The sequence below is a fragment of the Herbaspirillum sp. RV1423 genome (genome assembly GCF_000577615.1).
Lineage (GTDB): Bacteria > Pseudomonadota > Gammaproteobacteria > Burkholderiales > Burkholderiaceae_D > Herbaspirillum.
On the sequence record NZ_CBXX010000006.1, the window covers coordinates 89,996 to 109,323 of the forward strand.

The window sequence follows — 19,328 nt, forward strand, 5'->3', positions numbered from 1 at the left end:
GGTGTCGGCGCGCGCAATATTGCATGTGGGAAAAGGGCGGGTCGGGATGTATCGTTAATCGGGGATCATGCAGATGAATTCCAGCATCGAGTCGATGGCACTGGATGTCAGCGATCAGGAGATGCTGCTGTTTCAGCAGCTTTTCAGGGAGCATATCGGCTTGTATTTGCCGTTTTCCAAGAAGGCCTTGCTCTGCAGCCGCCTTTCCCGTCGCCTGGGCGAACTGAGCATGTCCAGCATGCAGGAATACTATTCCCTGATTTCCCTGCCGCAAGAAGAAGCGGAGCGGCAACGCGCCATCGATCTGATTACTACCAACGAAACTTATTTTTTCCGCGAGCAGAAGCATTTCGACGCTTTGCGCGACGACATCCTGCCGGAGATGCAAAGCCCGCATCCGCTAAAGGTATGGAGCGCCGCCTGTTCCACCGGCGAAGAGGCATATTCGACAGCGATGCTGCTCGACCGCCATCGCAGCCATCAGCCCTGGAGCATCTTTGCCTCCGACATCAGCCAGCGGGTCCTGTCGTTTGCGCGGCGCGGCCTCTATCCCATGATGCGCGGCGAACATATTCCGCCGGAGTATCTGGCGCGCTATTGCCTGTGCGGCACCGGCGAGTACGAGGGACACTTTCTTATCGACCAGAAAATCCGCAAGCGGGTTGTCTTCGAGCAGCGCAATTTGCTGAGCTTGCCGTCGGACATGGACGAGCAGTTCGATATCGTGTTTCTGCGCAACGTCATCATCTACTTCGATTTTCCGACCAAGGTCAGCGTGCTGCAATCCGTCATCAACAAGGTCAGGCCGGGAGGCTGGCTGATTGTCGGGCACTCGGAATCATTGCATGGCATGCCGCTGGACTTGCAGATGCAAGCGCCCTCGATATACCGGAGGCCGTCGTGACCCGGCGGGTCTTCGTCAATTTGGGCGAGGTGTATTTCGGCTGCGGCGATCTGCAGGTCGAAACCTTGCTGGGATCTTGTGTCGCCATCACGTTCTGGCACCCCGGCCGGCGGCTTGGCGGATTGTGCCATTTCCTGTTGCCGGAGCGCTTGCGTCCCCCGCTGCAAGGCGTTGAACAGGACACGCCGGACGGCCGCTACGGCGACCAGGCCTTGTCGCAGTTGCTGGATCAGGTGCAACGGCACGACACGCGTATTGCCGACTACGCGGTCAAGGTGTTCGGCGGCGGCAACGTGTTGGATTTGCCGACGATCAGGACCAGGGTGGGGCAGGCTAACGTCGATTTTGCGCTGGAGATATTGCAGCGGCGACAGATCAAGATCACCGCGCAGGATGTTGCCGGGGATGGGTACCGTTACCTGCGTTTCGACCTTAATAACGGCGATGTCTGGGTGCGGCGCGGCCACGGCGTTTCGCACGGGATGGAGAAGGTGCCGGCGGTGCGCAAGCAACATGGAGACAAGGCGTTGCTCGACAAGGAGCCGTCATGACGATCAAGGTCATGATCGTCGACGATTCGTCGGTGGTGCGCCAGGTGATCCAGGATCTGCTGGAACCCTGCGATGACATCTGCGTCGTCGCCACCGCGCCCGACCCGATCTTTGCGATGGCCAAAATGCGCGCCAACTGGCCGGACGTGATCGTGCTTGACATTGAAATGCCCCGTATGGACGGCATCACTTTTTTGCGCCAGATCATGGCAATACGGCCGACGCCGGTGGTGATCTGTTCGTCGCTGGCCGAACGCAGCGCGACGGTGACGATGGAAGCACTGGCAGCCGGCGCGGTCAGCATTATCACCAAGCCCGCATTGGGCATACGTGATTTTTTGCAGGATAGTTCGGAGGACCTGATTTGCGCCATTCGCGCCGCCGCGCAGGCGAAATTGCGTCGTCTGCCCAGGGCGCCCGCAGGCCACGTGGGTAATTTCAGCAACGAAATGGAAAGAGCCGCGCGCCACGACGCCGTCGCCGCCGGCATCGGTCTTGACGGGCTGCGGCTGACGGCGGACGCGATGCTGGGACCGCCAGGTTATCTGGATGGGCTGATTCCGGTAACGCCGAAGATCGTCGCCATCGGTGCGTCCACCGGCGGGCCGCAGGCATTGGAAAAAGTGCTTGGCGATTTGTCGGAAGATTGTCCCGGCCTGGTGATCGTGCAGCACATGCCGGAGAAATTCACGGAGAGCTTTGCCAGGCGCCTCGACCTGATCGCCGGTATCCGTGTCAAGGAAGCCGAGCATCACGACCTGGTGTTGCAAGGACGCGCCTTAGTTGCGCCAGGAGGTTCCCACATGATGGTCAAGCGCGATGGCGTGCAGTACTATGTAGAGGTGGTCAACGGTCCGCTGGTCAGTCGTCACAAGCCATCGGTGGACGTACTGTTCCGCTCGGTCGCCAGGGCCGCCGGCAGGAACGCGGTCGGCATCATCATGACCGGCATGGGCGATGATGGCGCGCGCGGCATGAAGGAATTGCACGACGGCGGCGCTGCGACGTATGCGCAGGACGAAAACAGCAGCGTCGTTTTCGGCATGCCGAAAGAAGCATTGTTACAGGGTGGCGTCAGCGATGTGGTTGCGCTTGAAAACATTTCTTCGGTAATTAATCAATATGCCTACTAACTTGATTCCCTTTCCGGTCGAAACCTTGTTGATTGTCGACGACAGTCCCTTGCAGCGCTTGCACACCGTCGGATTGATGCGCGACCTCGGCGTCGAGATGATCTATGAAGCAGGCGACGGTCATGAAGCGCTGGATTTGCTGGGGCTGTTGAGGCTGCCGCCCAGTCTCGTGATCGTCGATCTGGAAATGCCGGGCATGGACGGTGTCGAATTCATCCAGCATCTGCAAGAGAGAAATCTCAATTTTCCACTCATCGTCGCGTCCAGTCGCGAGACCTCCCTGCTGGCGTCGGTGGAAACCATGATCCAGGAGCTGGGCATGCACGTTCTCGGCGCGCTGCAAAAGCCGTTGAACCAGGAGAAGATCCTGGGCGCCCTGAATACCTACAATAGCAATCTTGCGTTGCCGAAGACGGGCGATGCGTTGCCGGCCGTATGCGAAACGGAATTGGCGGCAGCCATTCGCAACCGCAAGATCGTCGCCTACTATCAGCCGAAGGTGGATATCCGTACCGGCATGCTCAAAGGCGTGGAGGCGCTCGCGCGCTGGCTGCATCCGGACACGGGTGTGATTCCGCCGGACCATTTCATTCCGCTGGCCGAACAGACCGGTTTGATTCACGAACTGACATTGTCGATGCTGGAGCAGGCCATGGAGCAGGCTGCGCTGTGGAATGAGCGCGGCTTGCCGCTCAAGGTAGCGGTAAATCTGTCGCCGCTCTCGCTCGACATCCCGGGTTTCGTGCAAAAAATTGCCGACTTGCTGGCGCAACACGCGTTGCAGGCCGATCAGATCGTGCTGGAAATTACAGAGAGTTCGGTGGTGGCCAATCTCGGCACCGCGTTGGGCACGCTGGCGCGTTTGCGTCTGAAGGGATTCGGTTTGTCGATCGACGATTACGGCACCGGATTTTCATCGATGCAGCAACTGGCGCGCATTCCGTTTACCGAACTCAAGATCGACCGTTCGTTCGTCCACGGCGCCCATGCCCGCCAGAATCTGCGCGTCATTCTGCAGTCGGCGCTGGACATGGCCAAGCGTCTGGAGCTGGTGACGGTGGCTGAGGGCATCGAAACGATGGAGGACTGGCGCCTGCTGCAGGATTCGGGTTGTACGATAGGGCAAGGCTACCTGATTGCCAAACCGATGCCGGCGAACGACTTGCCGATCTGGCTCAAGGGACATCACCGCCGCCTGGCGGAACTGCGTCCGCCAGCGGGACAAGTGGGCAGCGCAAGTGCCTGAGCGCGCAGAACGCACATCTCTGTAATTCACTTGCCGGCAGGTTCCAGCACCGCGATTTTCTGATCCGCCACGGGACCGAGCAAGTCGGCAACCGCACCGAGCCCGGGAACGACGGCATCGGGAGCGATTTCCATCAACGGAATCAACACGAATGCGCGTTGCGCCATGCGCGGATGCGGCACGGTGAGCCGGTCGTCGGCGATGCGTTGATCGCCATACAGCAGGATATCCAGATCCAGTGTGCGCGGCGCGTTGCGATAGGGGCGTTCACGGCCGTGCGCCAGTTCGATGGCCTGCAATGCGGCCAGCAGGTCATGCGGCGCGAGCGAGGTGGCGATTTGCGCCACGGCATTGACGTAATCGTCACCGCCGGCATCGATCGGCGCGCTGCGATACAACTGCGATCGTGCCCGCAGCGTTGTGTGCGGCAGGCGCGCCAGGCGCAACAGTGCATCTTCGACGGCGGCGCGGGCATCGCCCAGGTTGCCGCCGATGCCGATATAGGCAAGCACCGGTGTCGCCGTCGAGCTCATGCGTCGTCGTCGGAGGCCGGCTTGTCCGCGCCGTCGCTCTTGTTGCGGTTGCGGCTGCTGCGGCGCTTGCGTTTCCTGGCCGGGCCGGCGCTTGCCGCCGCGCCTGCACTACCGCCGGAGGCGGGCTTGCGCGTCAGCAGCGATTCGCGTCCCGGGCCGTCGGCGTCGATGAAATCGGTCCACCATTCGCCCAGTTCGGCGTCAATTTCGCCGGAAGCGCAGCGCAACAGCAGGAAGTCGAAGCCGGCGCGCAGGCGCAAGTGTTCCAGCAGTTTGTAAGGCGCCTTGCCGGTGCGGCGTTCGAAGCGCGGCTGCATGGCCCAGATGTCGCGCATGTCGGAAGCGATCTTGCGCTGGAGGGCCAGTTTTTCGGTCTGCGTATTGAGCACATCGTCGGCGGCCAGGTGCAGTGCCGGAATCGGATATTCACCCGCGGCTTGATAGGCGTGCCATTTTTCCAGCACTTGGTGCCACAGCAGCGATGCGAACAGGAAACCGGGCGAGACAGGCTTGCCTTGCTTGATGCGGGCATCGGTGTTGGCCAGCGCCAGCGTGACGAATTTTTCTCCCAGCGGCTGTTCCAGCACGACGTCGAGCAGCGGCAGCAGGCCATGGTGCAGGCCTTCCTTGCGCAGTTGCTGCAGGCAGGCCAACGCGTGGCCGCTCATGAGCAGCTTGAGCATTTCATCGAACACGCGCGCCACGGGCACGTTATTGATGAGCGGCGCCATGACGGCGATCGGCGCGCTGGTGGCCGCATCGATGGTGAAGCTGAGCTTGGCGGCGAAGCGCACCACGCGCAGCATACGCACCGGGTCTTCGCGGTAGCGCGCTTCCGGTACGCCGATGATGCGCAGCGTTTTGGCGCGGATATCGGCGATGCCGCCGTGGTAATCAAGCACGGTTTGCGAAGCCGGGTCGTAGTACATGGCATTGATGGTGAAGTCGCGCCGCACGGCGTCTTCGTGCTGTTCACCGAAGGTATTGTCGCGCAGCACGCGGCCGTGTTCATCCTTGGGCGCGCTGTCGGCCGAGCTGCCGCGGAAAGTGGTGACTTCGATCAGTTCCTGGCCGAACATCACATGCACGATCTGGAAGCGGCGGCCGATGATGAAGGCGCGGCGGAACAATTGCTTGACTTGTTCCGGCGTAGCGTTGGTGGCGACGTCGAAGTCTTTGGGCTTGACCGATAGCAGCAGGTCGCGCACCGCGCCGCCGACGATGAATGCCTTGAAGCCGGCCTGTTGCAGGGTTTGCGTGACGCGAATGGCATTGGGCGACACCAGTTGCAGGTCGATGCCGTGCTGTTTCTGGGTGAGTACGGTCGGCTCCGTGGAATCGACGTCCTTTTTATTCTTGCCCAGGATGGAGCGGATGAACTTTTTAATCATTGCGCGTGGGCGTCGAAGAGATTCAGAATTGGCCAGCCTTGGGCGATCGCATGCGCCTTCAGCTTGTCATTCGGATTGGTGGCGACCGGGTGAGTGACGGCCGACAACAGCGGGATGTCGTTCTGCGAATCGCTGTAGAAATGGCTTTGCTCGAAATCGGCGATGCTCTTGCCCTGATTTTGCAGCCAGGCCTGGGTATGCTCGACCTTGCCGGGACCGTAGGTCGGCGTGCCCAGCAGACGGCCGGTGATGCGGCCGTCTGCTGCGAGTTCCGGTTGCGCGGCGATCAGGTGGTGCACCTTGAACAGCTTGGCGATCGGTTCGGTGACGAAGCTGTTGGTGGCCGTGATGATGGCGACCAGGTCCCCGGCGTCCAGATGCTTTTGCACGATCGCGACGGCGGCGGGGACCATGGCCGGCTTGATCACTTCTTCCATGAATTGCGCATGCCAGTCGTCCAGTTGCGCGCGCGGGAATTGCGCCAGCGTGCCGAAAGCAAACTCCAGGTATTTCACCGGGTCCAGCGTGCCGGCCTGGTAGTGCGCGTACCACTCGTCGTTGGCCTTGCGCAGAGCGGCGCCGTCAATGGCGCCGGTGCGAGCCAGGAACTCGCCCCATTCGTGGTCGGAATCAATGGGAATCAGTGTATGGTCGAGGTCAAATAAGGCGAGATTCATGGCGTTTCGTTGTCAGCTTCTTGTTGGAGGAGGTCGCGTAGCAGCGGTAGGGTGATGGAGCGCTTGGTTTCCAGCGAATAGCGGTCGAGCGCGTCGAGCATGCGCGACAGCGAAGGCATGTCGCGCCGGTAATGAGTCAGCAGGTAGGACAGGATAGCCGGCGAGACGGACATGCCGCGCGCTTGCGCCGAGTGCATCAGGGCGGCGATCTTTTCGTCGTCGGTCAGGCCGTGCAATTGGTAGATCAGGCCCCAGCTCAGGCGCGTGCGCAGGTCTTCCCGCACCTGCAATAGCGCCGGCGGTTGCGCGCCGGCGCTGACCAGATAGCCGCCCAGTTCACGGATCTGGTTGAACAGGTTGAAGGCGGCGATCTGCGAAGCCGGCGGCAATTGCTCGCAATCGTCCAGCAGGTAGCACCGCACCGCCGGATCGTAGTCGAAGGCGCTGTCGTCGGCGTCGGGAGAAATCAGGCGGGCTCGATGCGTACTGTCTGCGCCGGCATGCGCCAGCGAATGCAGCAAGTGCGTTTTGCCGGCGCCTGTTTCTCCCCAGAGGTAGATGAAGCGGTCGTTCAATGTCGGTTGCGCGTTTGCCGATGCGATGTCGTGCAGGCGTTGCAGCAATTCTGCATTCCGGCCCGTCACGAAGGTATCGAAAGTCGGCGGTTGCTGCGCGCTTAAATCCAGCAGAAGTTGTCTCATGTCTCGCTATTGTAGAAACTGCTGCTCAGGTAATGCCGGCGCAGATGACGCACCACCACCGATATGATCGCCGAGGCAGGCAGCGCCAGCAAAACGCCGACAAAACCGAACAACTGACCGAACGCCAGCAAGGCGAAGATCACCATCAGCGGATGCAGGCCGATGCGTTCCCCCACCAGTTGCGGCGTCAGGATGAAACTTTCCAGCACCTGGCCGATGCCGTAGATGACGGCAACCGCGACCAGGCCGTACAGGCCGGTGAATTGCAGCACGGCGGCGATCAGCGCCAGCACCAGACCGAGGCCGAAGCCGACATACGGAATGAACACCAGCAAGCCGGTCAGGATGCCGACCGGCAACGCAATGTCGAAGCCGGCGATCGCCAGCGTCGCTGAATAATAGGTTGCCAGGATCAACATGACCAGCAATTGGCCGCGCAGATATTGCGCCAGCAGGTCGTCGACCTCCTCGGTCATGTTGCTGATCTTGCTGACCCAGCGGCGCGGAATCATGCCGCGCAGGCGCTTGATGAAAGAATGCCAGTCTTGCAACAGGTAGAACAGCACCATCGGGATGAACAGCAAGTTGGCCAGCCAGGTAAGCAGCGCGGTGCCGCCGATCCTGGCGGAGGCCAGCACGGACGTCCAGATTTCATCGCCGCTGGTCGCCAGTTGCTGGGTCAGGATGCGCTTGATGCCGGTGACGTCCAGCCGCACGTTGATGCCGAACTCGCTCAGGCGCGGCGCCACCGTGGCGTTGAGCTTGTCGAGGAAATTCGGGATTTGCTGTTGCAACAGCGGGATTTCCTTCACCAGCACCGGCACCACCACCAGGATCAGCGCCAGCACCACCAGGATCAGCAGCAGGATCACGATCAGCACCGCCAGCACGCGCGGCAGCAAAAACGGGCCGATGCGGCGGCGAGCCAGCCAGTCCACGCCCGGATTGAGGGCGTAAGCCATGATGGCGGCGGTGACGAACGGAGTCAGCATCGGCCCCAGCAAGACCAGGAGGCCGATCAGCAAGAGCCCTAAAATGAGCCACAACAAGCTTTGTTTTTGCTCATTCGAGAAAGAAAAAGGCATGGAAATCGGGCTTTAGATGGATCGGTTTGATAAAATCACGGTTTACTTCATGTTCCTGCTGCTCTGCGACCGCAGTGATCCCTCTATTTTACCGCCTCTAGTGCCAATATCATCATGACTTCAACATCCAATGTTTCTCTTTCCTACCGCGACGCGGGCGTCGATATTGATGCGGGCGACGCTTTAGTAGAGGCGATCAAGCCGTTTGCCAAGCGCACAACCCGCGAAGGCGTGCTGGGAGGCATCGGTGGTTTCGGCGCATTGTTCGAAATCAGCAAGAAGTTCAAGGAACCGGTCTTGGTATCCGGCACCGATGGCGTCGGCACCAAGCTGAAGCTGGCTTTCCACCTGAACAGGCACGACACCGTCGGCATAGACCTGGTGGCCATGAGCGTCAACGACATCCTGGTGCAGGGTGCGGAACCGCTGTTCTTCCTCGATTATTTCGCCTGCGGCAAGCTCGATGTGCCCAGCGCCACTGACGTCATCAAGGGCATTGCCGCCGGTTGCGAACAGGCCGGTTGCGCACTGATCGGCGGCGAAACGGCCGAAATGCCGAGCATGTATCCCGACGGCGAATACGACTTGGCCGGCTTCGCGGTCGGCGTGGTCGAGAAGTCCAGGATCATCGATGGCACCAAGATCGCTCCGGGCGACGTGGTGCTGGGCCTGGCTTCATCGGGCGCGCATTCCAACGGCTACTCGCTGGTGCGCAAGATACTGGATGTCGCCAAGCCGGACCTGGATGCCGATTTCCACGGCCGCAAGCTGGCCGACGTGCTGATGGCGCCGACCCGTATCTACGTCAAGCCGCTGCTGTCGCTGATGGAGAAGCTGGAAGTCAAGGGCATGGTGCATATTACCGGCGGCGGTCTGGTGGAAAACATTCCGCGCGTGCTGCAGGACAATCTGACTGCCGTTCTGCAGAGCAAGGCCTGGACCATGCCGCCGCTGTTCACGTGGTTGCAGCAGCATGGCGGCGTGGCCGACGCTGAAATGCACCGGGTCTTCAACTGCGGCATCGGCATGACCGTGATCGTGTCGAAAGAAAACGCCGACGCCGCCGAAGCGCACCTGAAGGCTGCCGGCGAAACCGTTTATCGTATCGGCGAAATCCGCGCGCGCGCGGAAGGCGAGGCCCAGACGATCGTGGTCTGATCAGACTGAATTGAAGAAGTCGGGAGAATTCCTTCCGACATCAGGCATAAAAAAGCGGCTGCAAGTGATTGCGGCCGCTTTTATTCTTGCGGGGGAGGCGGACGTCAGGCCGGTTGTTGCGCCACCTCGGCCTCGCCGTCGCCGGCGAGCGTCTGCCGCGTCACCGGCCGCGCATCGCGTACCAGCCCCGCCGGCGGTTGCACACGCACCGGCTGGCTGTGATCGATGGACGACGACAGCACGTTGAGGGTGGCCTCCGGCGCGGCATCCCAGACCGGATCGTCGATGGCCTCGAACACACGCTTCAATTGCGATCCCCAACTGCGCCGGATCATCTGGAAGTATTGATTCTGCTCGTCGATGGTCACAAAGCGGGTGACCGCCAGGTCGTTGCTGCTGTAGACCAGCAGGTCCAGCGGCAGTCCGACCGAGATATTCGACTTCAGCGTCGAATCCATCGAAATCAGCGCGCACTTGGCGGCCTCGTCCAGCGAGGTGTGCGGCGTCACGACGCGGTCGATGATGGGCTTGCCGTATTTGGATTCGCCGATCTGGAAATACGTGTTCTCGTCGTGCGATTCGATGAAGTTGCCGGCCGAATACATCTGGAACAGGCGGCAGCGCTCGCCCTTGATCTGGCCGCCGAAGATGATGCTGACGTTGAAGTCGATGCCGAACTTGCCCAGTTCTTCCGCATCACGCTGATGTGCGGCGCGGATGGCGTCGCCGAGGATTTGCGCGGCTTCATACATCGATGTCGCGGTCCAGATGGTGCGGCCTTCGGCATTGGTCTTCTCGGCCACGATCTGGCGGATCGATTGTGAAATGGAAAGATTGCCCGCAGTCATCAGCACCATGACGCGCTCGCCCGGATTCTCGTAAACGTTCATCTTGCGGAACGTGCCGATATGGTCGACGCCCGCATTGGTCCGCGAGTCGGATAAGAAGACCAGGCCATCGTTCAGGCGCATGGCAACGCAATAAGTCATGATGTGAGCTAAAAATGTAAAAGCCGAATTTTACAGGAAGCCCCGCCAGCGCTCAGCGCGGGCGGGGTCCAAATGTCGTGGACCTGACACGTTATCGGCAAATTTCAGACAATTCTTAATCGTTATATTGTCGAATTTATAAGTTTATGCTGCCAAAGGAACAAGAAAATCCTTGCTGATGCGATTGCCCAGCTCAAAGATGCGTTCCAGAAACACCGTCAGGTAATCGTGCAGGCCGGCATCGAGTACTTCCTCGATGCGGCTGAACTTGAGGTCGGCGTGCAGCTTGCCGGCAAAGCGTTCAGTGTCGGCCGAGACGTCGTTGTGCACATGCTTCAGGTTGCTCAGCACTTGGTCCATGCAGGCCGCCAGCGAGCGCGGCATGTCGGCGCGCAGGATCAGCAGTTCGGCCACGCGTTCCGGCGTGATGACATCGCGATAGACCTTGCGGTAAATCTCGAAGCCTGACACCGAACGCAGAATCGCCGCCCAGTAATAGAAGTCGATCTGGCTATCGTTGCCCTTGCTGTCTTTCGTCAGCAGGCTCTGGTTTTGACTTTGCTGCTGGCTTTGCTTGCCTTGCGTTTCCTTGGCGCCGTGGAACTTGACGTCAATGATGCGCGCGGTATTGTCGGCGCGTTCGAGGAAGGTGCCGAGACGGATGAAGTGGAAGGCTTCATCCTTGAGCATGGTGCCGATGGTGACGCCGCGCGAGAGGTGCGAACGGTGCTTGACCCATTCGAAGAATTCGCTCGGGTTTTGCGCCAGCGCCGGGGTCTGCAGGTAACTTTGCATCTTGATCCAGGTGGCGTTCTGGATTTCCCAGGCTTCTGTCGTCAGGGCGCCGCGCACGGCGCGGGCGTTCTCGCGCGCCTGCTTGAGGCAGGAAGCGATCGACGATGGATTTCCGGGGTCGCGCACCATGAAGTCGATGACGTCCTTTTGCGTCAGCGCATCGTACTTCTGGTTGTAACCGTACAGCAGTTCGGAAATGCCGAGGATGGCGCGCCATCCTTGTTCGGCGTCGTCGGTCGATTGCGGCAGCAAAGCGGTTTGCACATGCACGTCCAGCATGCGTGCGGTATTTTCGGCGCGCTCGGTATAGCGCGCCATCCAGAACAAGTGGTCAGCGGTGCGGCTCAACATGTTTTATTTCTCCAGAATCCAGGTGTCCTTGGTGCCGCCGCCTTGCGACGAGTTCACCACCAGCGAGCCTTCCTTGAGCGCCACGCGCGTCAGGCCGCCCTTGACCATCGAGACGTTTTTGCCTGACAGTACGAATGGGCGCAAGTCGAGATGGCGCGGCGCGATGCCAGATTCGACATAGGTCGGGCATACTGACAGCGCCAGCGTCGGCTGGGCGATGTAGCCGTCCGGCTTGGCGATCACGCGTTGGCGGAAATCCTCGATTTCCTGTTTGGTCGAGGCCGGGCCGACCAGCATGCCGTAGCCGCCGGCGCCATGGACTTCCTTGACCACCAGCTTTTCGAGATTGGCCAGCGTATAGGACAAGTCTTCCTTTTTGCGGCACTGGTAGGTCGGAACGTTGTTGAGGATGGGTTCTTCGGACAGGTAGAACTTGATCATGTCCGGCACATACGGATAGATCGACTTGTCGTCGGCGACGCCGGTGCCGATGGCGTTGGCCAGCGTCACCTTGCCGGCGCGATAGGCCGACAGCAGGCCCGGCACGCCCAGCGACGAATCGGCGCGGAAGGCGAGCGGATCGAGATAGTCGTCGTCGATGCGGCGATAGATTACGTCGACGCGTTTCGGTCCGCGCGTGGTGCGCATGTAGACGGTGTTGTCCTTGACGAACAAGTCCTGTCCCTCGACCAGTTCGACGCCCATCTGCTGCGCCAGGAATGCGTGTTCGAAATAGGCCGAGTTATACATGCCCGGCGTCATGACCACCACGGTCGGATCGACCACGCCGACCGGCGCCACCGAACGCAGGTTGTCGAGCAACATGTCGGGGTAATGATCGACCGGCGCAATCTTGTGGCGCGTGAACAGTTCCGGGAACAGGCGCATCATCATCTTGCGGTTTTCCAGCATGTAGGACACGCCGGAAGGCACGCGCAGATTGTCTTCAAGCACGTAGAACTCGCCTTCGCCGGCGCGCACGATGTCGACGCCGGCGATGTGCGCATAGATGTCGGAGGCGACATCGACATCCTGCATTTCAGGACGGTATTGCGCGTTCTGGAAAATCTGCTCGGCCGGAATCACGCCGGCCTTGATGATTTTCTGGCCGTGGTAGATGTCGTGGATGAACATGTTCAGCGCCTTGACGCGCTGCACGAGTCCCGCTTCCAGTTTTGTCCATTCGGCCGCATGGATGATCCGCGGAATGATGTCGAAGGGGATCAGCCGTTCCGTGCCGGCATCGTTGCCGTAGACCGCGAAGGTAATACCGACGCGACGGAAGATCAGGTCGGATTCGGCGCGCTTGCGGGCAATGGTTTCAGTGGATTGTGAAGACAGCCAGGCCGCAAATTCGTCATAGTGCTTGCGTACGGAAACGGCGCCGTCGGAATACATCTCATCGAAAAAATTTGACATAAATTTGCTTCATTTTCTGGTGCTGATGCGGAGGGATTTTTAGCTTTGGAGCGAGCGAATATTATTTGCAGATCGATGTTTGCAGGCATCCTCATCGCTGGTGACAGTGGACAAAGACTATCACGCCATTTCCGCTTTTGGACAGCGAAAATTGCGTGCCGGTCTGGTCCGGATTGGCGCCAGCGATGGGTGGCATGGGGTGGCGGCGACGGTTGAAAATGACGGACTCCTCTCAGTTCATGCCCATGGCGTCGGCGCCGGAACGGCGCACGGCGCAGGCATGTCGATGGTGGTGAAATCGGCAGGGCTGACGATTTCAAGATACTCCATGTCCGGCGAATAATCGAACAGGAAATGCACGATGCCCGGACGCTGGTGGACGCAGTCGCCGGCCTTCACCAGCGTCACCTTGTCCTCGTACATGAAGCGCGCCCAGCCCTTGAGCATGATGACGATATGGAAATTGGCCTCATGCCGGTGCCAGCCGGTGCCGGCTTCCGGGGGCACGTTGGCTTTCACCAGTTGGGCCACCACCTGGCCGCCGGTGGCGGCGGCGATGCCGAGGTCGCGGTATAGAAAAAAATCGCGCAGGCCCCCTGATTCATAAGGGGTATCGCCCTCGCTGACGTGAGAAAACACATTCAAGGCGCTTGGTTTTGTTTCGGCTATCGTATTCATCACACTCGTCCTTTCTGCGGCGCGCCGCACATGGTCCTGATGGCTACTTTATGAAACGGATTCTCAGTGATGCCTCCTCATTCTTCTCCCTGCTGCTTCAAAATTCAACATCGAGTTCATCGATGTCTTCCGGCTCCTTCTGCGCGGCGGCGATCCATTCCTTCATCTCCGGCATCGCCATGATGCGTTTGCTGTAGGCGGCGCAGATCGGCTCCAGTTTGACGTCGTACGTAATGAAGCGCGTGATGACTGGCGCATACATGGCGTCGGCCATGGTGCGTTCGCCGAACAGGAAGGGGCCGCCGTAAGTGGCCAGGCATTCTTTCCAGATCGTGGTGATGCGCTGGATATCGGCTTGCGCGCGCGACCACACTTTGAAATGGGGGAAGTGGGCCTTGAGGTTCATCGGCAGTGCCGAACGCAAGGCGCTGAAACCGGAATGCATCTCGCCGCAGATGGCGCGGCAATGCGCACGCGCCGCCTGGTCGGCCGGCAGCAGTTTGGCGGCGGGGCGGATTTCGTTGAGGTATTCGGCAATCGCCAGGGTGTCCCAGACCAGGATGTCGCCGTGCTTGAGGCTGGGAACCAGGATGGATGAGGACAGCAGCAGGATTTCCGCCCGCGCATCGGGATCGTCGGGCGAGACGATGTCTTCCTGAAACGGCAGCCCGGAAAATTTGGCAAGCAGCCAGCCACGCATGGACCACGATGAATAGTTCTTGCTGGTGATGCGCAAAGTCGTTTTAGGCATGTCAGTCCTTTATGTGTGAGTACTTTGACTTTGGCGTGTCAATTCTTTTGACGCGCATTGTGCGTGGACGCGTCCTACTGGAACGCAATTCATCCATATCCGTGAGATGCGTTCTACGATGTTCCACGTTGATTGCTTGCAAAGGGCGTGCCAGCAATGCGCCGCATACCGGGTCGCATGCATACGCCGGGGAAGGTCAATGGCATGCATATTGCATCGAGAGAAGGACTGGTGAGAATAGAGGGAATGGGTTTTATGACGAATATTTACCAGGCATATCAGCAATACGCCGACGCTACCAATCCGCTGCGCGCTTCGGCACGCGCCACAGCTCCGTTCCTGGGGCATCAGTGGCCCGGTTTGCCGTCCAGTCCGACCCTGCGCAAACTGGCAGCCGCTTACGAAGTATTTTCCCGTACGCAACTGACGCATGTGCGTCCTCCGTTCGATATCGATAGCGTCGAGGATGGCGGCCGCACCGTTGCGGTGCGTGAAGAAGTCGTCGACAAGACGCCGTTCTGCAGCTTGTTGCGTTTCCGCAAGGAAACGGCTGCCGAGCAGCCGGCCGTGCTGCTGGTGGCGCCGATGTCAGGCCATTTCGCGACGCTGCTGCGCGGCACCGTCAAGACCCTGCTGCGCGATCACGACGTCTACATCACCGACTGGCACAACGCCCGCGATATTGCATTGGAACATGGCCGGTTCGGCCTCGACGAGTACGTCGCCCACCTGATCCGTTTCCTGCAGGTCATCGGCGCCGGCGCGCATGTCGTCGCAGTGTGCCAGCCGACCGTGGCGGCCATCACTGCCGTCGCCGTGATGGCTGAAGACGGCGACGCCGCGCAGCCGCGCACCATGACGCTCATGGCCGGCCCGCTCGATACGCGCGTCAATCCGACCACCGTCAACGAACTGGCCAAGAGCAAGCCGATCGAATGGTTCGAGTCCAATCTCGTCAGCACCGTGCCGGCTCGCCATGCGGGAGGCGGCCGCCGGGTGTATCCGGGTTTCATGCAACTGGCGGCGTTCATGAACATGAACCTGAACCGCCACGTCGAGGCCTTCCGCAACCTGTATCACTATCTGATCGAGGGAGAACACGAAAAGGCCGAGGCCATCAAGGTATTCTATGAAGAATACTTCGCCATGTCCGACCTGCCGGCGGAGTTTTATCTGGAAACGGTGCGCATCGTGTTCCAGGAACATGCCTTGCCGCTGGGTTTGCTGCAATACCAGGGACGTCCGGTCAATCTCAAGGCCATCCGGCGCACCGCATTGTTCACGGTGGAAGGCGAAAAGGACGACATCTGCGCCGTCGGCCAGACCGTCGCTGCACAAGATATGTGCAGCAGCATCCGCCCCTACATGCGCTTGCACCATGTGCAGACAGCGGTCGGCCACTACGGCGTGTTCAACGGACGCCGCTGGGAAAATGAAATCTATCCACGCCTCAGGGATTTCATTAATATGCACCACAGGTGATCATTCCCGGGCGCAACTCATCAGGTCAACTTGCTTGTTGTAAAGGATCTTCATGTCAATTCATGTGGCGCTGAACCATGTCACGTCTTACCGTTACGACCGTGCTATCAACCTGGGACCGCAAATCGTCCGCCTGCGGCCTGCCCCGCATTGCCGCACCCGGATACTGAGTTATTCGCTGCGTATCCTTCCCGAGCCCCATTTCATCAACTGGCAGCAAGATCCGCAAGCCAACTACATGGCGCGCCTGGTGTTCCCGGAAAAGACCGAAGAATTCCGCATCGAAGTCGACCTCGTGGCCGAAATGTCCGTCATCAATCCTTTCGACTTTTTCCTTGAACCGTATGCCGAGCAGATTCCTTTCGAATACGCCAAGGAGTTGCAGAACGAGCTGTCGCCGTATCGCAAGACACTGCCGCTGACACCGCTGTTCCAGAAATTCCTCGATGGCATTTCGCGCGAGAAGATGGGCAGCGCCAACTTCCTGGTCGCACTGAACCAGAAGCTGGCCGACGCCATCGATTACACCATCCGCATGGAGCCGGGCGTGCAGACGCCGGAAGAAACGCTCAAGCTCGGCTCCGGCTCATGCCGCGATTCGTCCTGGCTGCTGGTGCAACTGCTGCGCCACCTGGGATTGGCGGCGCGCTTTGTATCCGGTTATCTGATCCAGCTCACCGCCGACCAGAAATCGCTCGACGGTCCGTCGGGACCGGAAGCCGACTTCACCGACCTGCACGCTTGGTGCGAAGTCTATCTGCCGGGCGCCGGCTGGGTCGGCCTCGATCCGACTTCGGGCCTGTTCGCCGGCGAAGGCCACATCCCGCTGTCGTGCACGCCCGAACCCTCATCGGCGGCGCCGGTCAGCGGCTTGGTTGATCCCTGCGAAGTCGAATTCGAACACCTCATGAGCGTGGCCCGCATCTGGGAAGCGCCGCGCGTCACCAAGCCCTACACCGAGGCGCAGTGGAGCGAGATCGAAGAACTCGGCCACGCCATCGACGACGATCTCGATGCGTTGGACGTGCGCCTGACCATGGGCGGCGAGCCGACCTTCGTTTCGCTGGATCATCCCGATGAGCCGGAATGGAATACCGCCGCCCTGGGCAAGACCAAAAAGCCGCTGGCCGCCGATCTCTACCACCGCATGCGCGAAAAATACGCAGTCAAAGGACTGCCGCATTTCGGCCAGGGAAAATGGTATCCGGGTGAGCAACTGCCACGCTGGGCGCTCAATTGTTACTGGCGCCGCGACGGTCAGCCGATCTGGCTCAACCGCGATCTGATCGGCGACGAGACCAAACCGAATGTCAAGGACGACGACATCACCGAGCGTTTCCTCAAGGGCGTCGCTGCGCGACTGACACTGGACGGCAAGCATGTGTTCCCGGCCTATGAAGACGTGTTCTACTACATGTGGCGTGAACGCCGCCTGCCGGGCAACGTAGATCCGTTCGATTCCAGGCTCGACGACAAGCAGGAGCGCGAACGCCTGATGCGCGTCTTCTCGCAAGGCCTCGACAAAGTCGCCGGTCACGTATTGCCGGTGGCGCGCCGTCCTGACGAGAGCGGCTGGCAGAGTGGCGACTGGTTCCTGCGGAGCGAGCGCTGCTACCTGTATCCGGGCGACTCGCCGCTCGGTTATCGCTTGCCTTTGGATTCTCAGCCCTGGGTCAAGTCGAGCGACTATCCATACGTACATGCGGCCGATCCGACACAGGATTTTCGCGCCTTGCCCGCGGCGGCTGAAATCCGTCTGCAGTATTCAAAACGTCCGTCGCTGACAGGCGCGACTTCGGTCGCGTTCTTGCAGGATTACTACACCACGCAGCGCAGCGCCGCGAAGGCCGGCAAGGGCGACGGCGCACGCGCAACGGCAGCCGGCGGCGCGCCGGGCGTATTTGAATCGGCCGACTGGATTACGCGCACCGCCTTATGCGCGGAAGTGCGCAACGGCGTGTTGTATCTTTTCATGCCGCCGCTCGCCAAGCTGGAAAGTTATCTGGAACTGGTCGCCGCCATCGAAGCCACTGCCGAAGAACTCAAGCAGCCCGTGCTGATGGAAGGCTACGAGCCGCCGCACGATCCGCGCGTGCGCAAGTTCAGCGTCACGCCGGACCCCGGCGTGATCGAAGTCAACATCCAGCCGGCCTCCAACTGGAGCGAGCTGGTCGACCAGACCACGCACCTCTACGAAGCCGGTCGTGAATCTCGCCTGACCACCGAGAAATTCATGCTCGACGGCCACCACTCCGGCACCGGCGGCGGCAACCATATGGTGATGGGCGGCGCGACGACCGGTGATTCGCCATTCCTGCGCCGGCCGGACCTGCTGCGCAGCCTGATCAGCTACTGGCATAACCATCCGGCGCTGTCGTACTTGTTCTCCGGCATGTTCATCGGCCCGACTTCGCAGGCGCCGCGTATCGACGAGGCGCGCAATGATTCCACAGTGGAAATCGAACTGGCCTTCGCCGAAATGGAAAAGCAGATCGCCAAGGGCGGCTGTTCGCCGTGGCTGGTCGACCGTCTGCTGCGCAACTTGCTGATCGACGTGACGGGCAATACGCACCGCGCCGAATTCTGCATCGACAAACTGTATTCGCCGGACAGCGCCACCGGCCGTCTCGGCCTGCTCGAATTGCGCGCCTTCGAAATGCCGCCGCATGCGCGCATGAGCCTGACCCAGCAATTGCTGTTGCGCGCGTTGGTGGCGCGTTTCTGGAAGACGCCGTACAAGCCGCAGCGCCTGGTGCGCTGGGGTACCGAACTGCACGATCGTTTCCTGCTGCCGCATTTCATCTGGCAGGATTTCAACGACATCGTGGACGACATGCAGGAGGCCGGCTATCCGATGCAGGCCGACTGGTTTGCGCCGCATTTCGAGTTCCGCTTCCCCAAGATCGGCGACTACGCCGTCAAGGGCATGGCGCTGGAATTGCGTACCGCGCTCGAACCGTGGCACGTGCTGGGCGAAGAGGGCAGTTCCGGCGGCACTGCGCGCTACGTCGATTCGTCGCTGGAGCGCCTGCAAGTCAAGGTCACCGGCATGGCGCAGGATCGCTATGTGCTGACCTGCAACGGCGTATCGGTGCCGCTGCAGCCCACCGGCACGGTCGGCGAATTCGTCACCGGCGTGCGCTATCGCGCCTGGCAGCCGCCGTCGGCGCTGCATCCGACCATCGGCATCGACTCGCCGCTGACCTTCGACCTGGTCGATACCTGGAACGGCCGCAGCCTGGGCGGTTGCCAGTATCACGTGGTGCATCCGGGCGGGCGCAGTTACGAAACCTTCCCGGTCAACGCCTTCGAAGCGGAAAGCCGTCGGCTGGGGCGTTATTTCCGTCTCAACCACACGCCGGGCAAGATGGACGTTACTGCTTCCAGACCGTCAATCGAGTTCCCATTTACGTTAGACTTACGGCATTTCTGACGTCACCTGTTTAGCCGCCGGCGTTCGTCCCTGCATGCTGCCATCGATGCA

At 60.4% G+C, this 19,328-nt stretch carries 17 protein-coding genes; 7 read left to right on the plus strand and 10 right to left on the minus strand.

The genetic code is table 11. From position 1 onward, the window contains the following. Positions 1–73 precede the first annotated feature (73 nt). The 4 genes from RV1423_RS08475 to RV1423_RS08490 are packed head-to-tail and all read left to right on the plus strand — an operon-like array spanning position 74 to position 3,834. Entirely contained in the window at positions 74–904 is an 831-nt protein-coding gene (locus RV1423_RS08475; protein ID WP_034295687.1) for a protein-glutamate O-methyltransferase CheR, read from the plus strand. Continuing rightward, on the plus strand, positions 901–1,455 hold the full coding sequence (locus RV1423_RS08480) for a chemotaxis protein CheD (protein ID WP_051516576.1): 555 nt from the start codon (positions 901–903) through the stop codon (positions 1,453–1,455). Before RV1423_RS08475 ends, RV1423_RS08480 begins: the two co-directional genes overlap by 4 nt. Next, positions 1,452–2,588 (plus strand): chemotaxis response regulator protein-glutamate methylesterase, encoded by a 1,137-nt coding sequence (locus RV1423_RS08485; protein ID WP_034295382.1) that lies wholly within the window; start codon positions 1,452–1,454, stop codon positions 2,586–2,588. Before RV1423_RS08480 ends, RV1423_RS08485 begins: the two co-directional genes overlap by 4 nt. Then, on the plus strand, positions 2,578–3,834 hold the full coding sequence (locus RV1423_RS08490) for an EAL domain-containing protein (protein WP_034295384.1): 1,257 nt from the start codon (positions 2,578–2,580) through the stop codon (positions 3,832–3,834). The genes RV1423_RS08485 and RV1423_RS08490 overlap by 11 nt, the downstream gene beginning before the upstream one ends. 26 nt (positions 3,835–3,860) lie before the next feature. Here RV1423_RS08490 and folK read toward each other — a convergent pair whose 3' ends face one another. The 5 genes from folK to RV1423_RS08515 are packed head-to-tail and all read right to left on the minus strand — an operon-like array spanning position 3,861 to position 8,221. Beyond that, on the minus strand, positions 3,861–4,367 hold the full coding sequence (gene folK, locus RV1423_RS08495; RefSeq protein ID WP_034295385.1) for a 2-amino-4-hydroxy-6-hydroxymethyldihydropteridine diphosphokinase: 507 nt from the start codon (positions 4,365–4,367) through the stop codon (positions 3,861–3,863). Then, the gene (gene pcnB / locus RV1423_RS08500) at positions 4,364–5,758 is read right to left on the minus strand and encodes a polynucleotide adenylyltransferase PcnB (protein ID WP_034295386.1); all 1,395 of its coding nucleotides are present in this window, start codon (positions 5,756–5,758) and stop codon (positions 4,364–4,366) included. The genes folK and pcnB overlap by 4 nt, the downstream gene beginning before the upstream one ends. Further along, positions 5,755–6,435, minus strand: coding sequence for an HAD family phosphatase (locus RV1423_RS08505; protein ID WP_034295388.1), 681 nt, complete (start codon positions 6,433–6,435; stop codon positions 5,755–5,757). Before RV1423_RS08505 ends, pcnB begins: the two co-directional genes overlap by 4 nt. After that, entirely contained in the window at positions 6,432–7,136 is a 705-nt protein-coding gene (hda, locus tag RV1423_RS08510) for a DnaA regulatory inactivator Hda (RefSeq protein ID WP_034295390.1), read from the minus strand. Before hda ends, RV1423_RS08505 begins: the two co-directional genes overlap by 4 nt. After that, on the minus strand, positions 7,133–8,221 hold the full coding sequence (locus tag RV1423_RS08515) for an AI-2E family transporter (RefSeq protein ID WP_034295392.1): 1,089 nt from the start codon (positions 8,219–8,221) through the stop codon (positions 7,133–7,135). The genes hda and RV1423_RS08515 overlap by 4 nt, the downstream gene beginning before the upstream one ends. Positions 8,222–8,335: 114 nt before the next feature. On the opposite strand from RV1423_RS08515, the gene purM reads away from it, so the two are divergent. After that, complete coding sequence (purM, locus tag RV1423_RS08520; RefSeq protein ID WP_034295394.1) at positions 8,336–9,379, plus strand: phosphoribosylformylglycinamidine cyclo-ligase; 1,044 nt, start codon at positions 8,336–8,338, stop codon at positions 9,377–9,379. A 104-nt stretch (positions 9,380–9,483) separates the two neighbouring features. Here purM and RV1423_RS08525 read toward each other — a convergent pair whose 3' ends face one another. The 5 genes from RV1423_RS08525 to RV1423_RS08545 form a co-directional block, all read right to left on the minus strand. After that, on the minus strand, positions 9,484–10,368 hold the full coding sequence (locus RV1423_RS08525; protein ID WP_034295396.1) for a peptidase: 885 nt from the start codon (positions 10,366–10,368) through the stop codon (positions 9,484–9,486). Between the two features lie 144 nt (positions 10,369–10,512). Next, positions 10,513–11,514, minus strand: a complete 1,002-nt coding sequence (locus RV1423_RS08530) for an alpha-E domain-containing protein (protein ID WP_034295398.1) — start codon at positions 11,512–11,514, stop codon at positions 10,513–10,515. Between the two features lie 3 nt (positions 11,515–11,517). Beyond that, positions 11,518–12,933: a circularly permuted type 2 ATP-grasp protein gene (locus RV1423_RS08535; RefSeq protein WP_034295400.1), complete on the minus strand. Its 1,416-nt coding sequence runs from the start codon at positions 12,931–12,933 to the stop codon at positions 11,518–11,520. Between the two features lie 237 nt (positions 12,934–13,170). Next, positions 13,171–13,611, minus strand: coding sequence for a cupin domain-containing protein (locus tag RV1423_RS08540; RefSeq protein ID WP_034295402.1), 441 nt, complete (start codon positions 13,609–13,611; stop codon positions 13,171–13,173). Between the two features lie 97 nt (positions 13,612–13,708). After that, a complete protein-coding gene (locus RV1423_RS08545) occupies positions 13,709–14,362 on the minus strand; it encodes a glutathione S-transferase family protein (protein ID WP_034295404.1) in 654 nt (217 codons plus the stop codon). Positions 14,363–14,617: 255 nt separating this feature from the next. Between RV1423_RS08545 and RV1423_RS08550 the strand changes: the two genes are divergently transcribed. Together RV1423_RS08550 and RV1423_RS08555 are read left to right on the plus strand one after the other, a co-directional pair. Then, complete coding sequence (locus tag RV1423_RS08550; protein WP_034295692.1) at positions 14,618–15,844, plus strand: polyhydroxyalkanoate depolymerase; 1,227 nt, start codon at positions 14,618–14,620, stop codon at positions 15,842–15,844. 52 nt (positions 15,845–15,896) lie between these two features. Beyond that, entirely contained in the window at positions 15,897–19,277 is a 3,381-nt protein-coding gene (locus RV1423_RS08555) for a DUF2126 domain-containing protein (RefSeq protein ID WP_034295406.1), read from the plus strand. Positions 19,278–19,328: the final 51 nt, after the last annotated feature.

What these genes read in the sequence shown, in the direction of transcription:
- RV1423_RS08475 (WP_034295687.1), top strand. Translation starts at nt 74, where the DNA reads ATGAATTCCAGCATCGAGTCGATGGCACTGGATGTCAGCGATCAGGAG.
- RV1423_RS08485 (WP_034295382.1), top strand. Translation starts at nt 1,452, where the DNA reads ATGACGATCAAGGTCATGATCGTCGACGATTCGTCGGTGGTGCGCCAG.
- RV1423_RS08490 (WP_034295384.1), top strand. Translation starts at nt 2,578, where the DNA reads ATGCCTACTAACTTGATTCCCTTTCCGGTCGAAACCTTGTTGATTGTC.
- folK (WP_034295385.1), bottom strand. Translation starts at nt 4,367, where the DNA reads ATGAGCTCGACGGCGACACCGGTGCTTGCCTATATCGGCATCGGCGGC.
- pcnB (WP_034295386.1), bottom strand. Translation starts at nt 5,758, where the DNA reads ATGATTAAAAAGTTCATCCGCTCCATCCTGGGCAAGAATAAAAAGGAC.
- RV1423_RS08505 (WP_034295388.1), bottom strand. Translation starts at nt 6,435, where the DNA reads ATGAATCTCGCCTTATTTGACCTCGACCATACACTGATTCCCATTGAT.
- hda (WP_034295390.1), bottom strand. Translation starts at nt 7,136, where the DNA reads ATGAGACAACTTCTGCTGGATTTAAGCGCGCAGCAACCGCCGACTTTC.
- RV1423_RS08515 (WP_034295392.1), bottom strand. Translation starts at nt 8,221, where the DNA reads ATGCCTTTTTCTTTCTCGAATGAGCAAAAACAAAGCTTGTTGTGGCTC.
- purM (WP_034295394.1), top strand. Translation starts at nt 8,336, where the DNA reads ATGACTTCAACATCCAATGTTTCTCTTTCCTACCGCGACGCGGGCGTC.
- RV1423_RS08525 (WP_034295396.1), bottom strand. Translation starts at nt 10,368, where the DNA reads ATGACTTATTGCGTTGCCATGCGCCTGAACGATGGCCTGGTCTTCTTA.
- RV1423_RS08530 (WP_034295398.1), bottom strand. Translation starts at nt 11,514, where the DNA reads ATGTTGAGCCGCACCGCTGACCACTTGTTCTGGATGGCGCGCTATACC.
- RV1423_RS08535 (WP_034295400.1), bottom strand. Translation starts at nt 12,933, where the DNA reads ATGTCAAATTTTTTCGATGAGATGTATTCCGACGGCGCCGTTTCCGTA.
- RV1423_RS08540 (WP_034295402.1), bottom strand. Translation starts at nt 13,611, where the DNA reads ATGAATACGATAGCCGAAACAAAACCAAGCGCCTTGAATGTGTTTTCT.
- RV1423_RS08545 (WP_034295404.1), bottom strand. Translation starts at nt 14,362, where the DNA reads ATGCCTAAAACGACTTTGCGCATCACCAGCAAGAACTATTCATCGTGG.
- RV1423_RS08550 (WP_034295692.1), top strand. Translation starts at nt 14,618, where the DNA reads ATGACGAATATTTACCAGGCATATCAGCAATACGCCGACGCTACCAAT.
- RV1423_RS08555 (WP_034295406.1), top strand. Translation starts at nt 15,897, where the DNA reads ATGTCAATTCATGTGGCGCTGAACCATGTCACGTCTTACCGTTACGAC.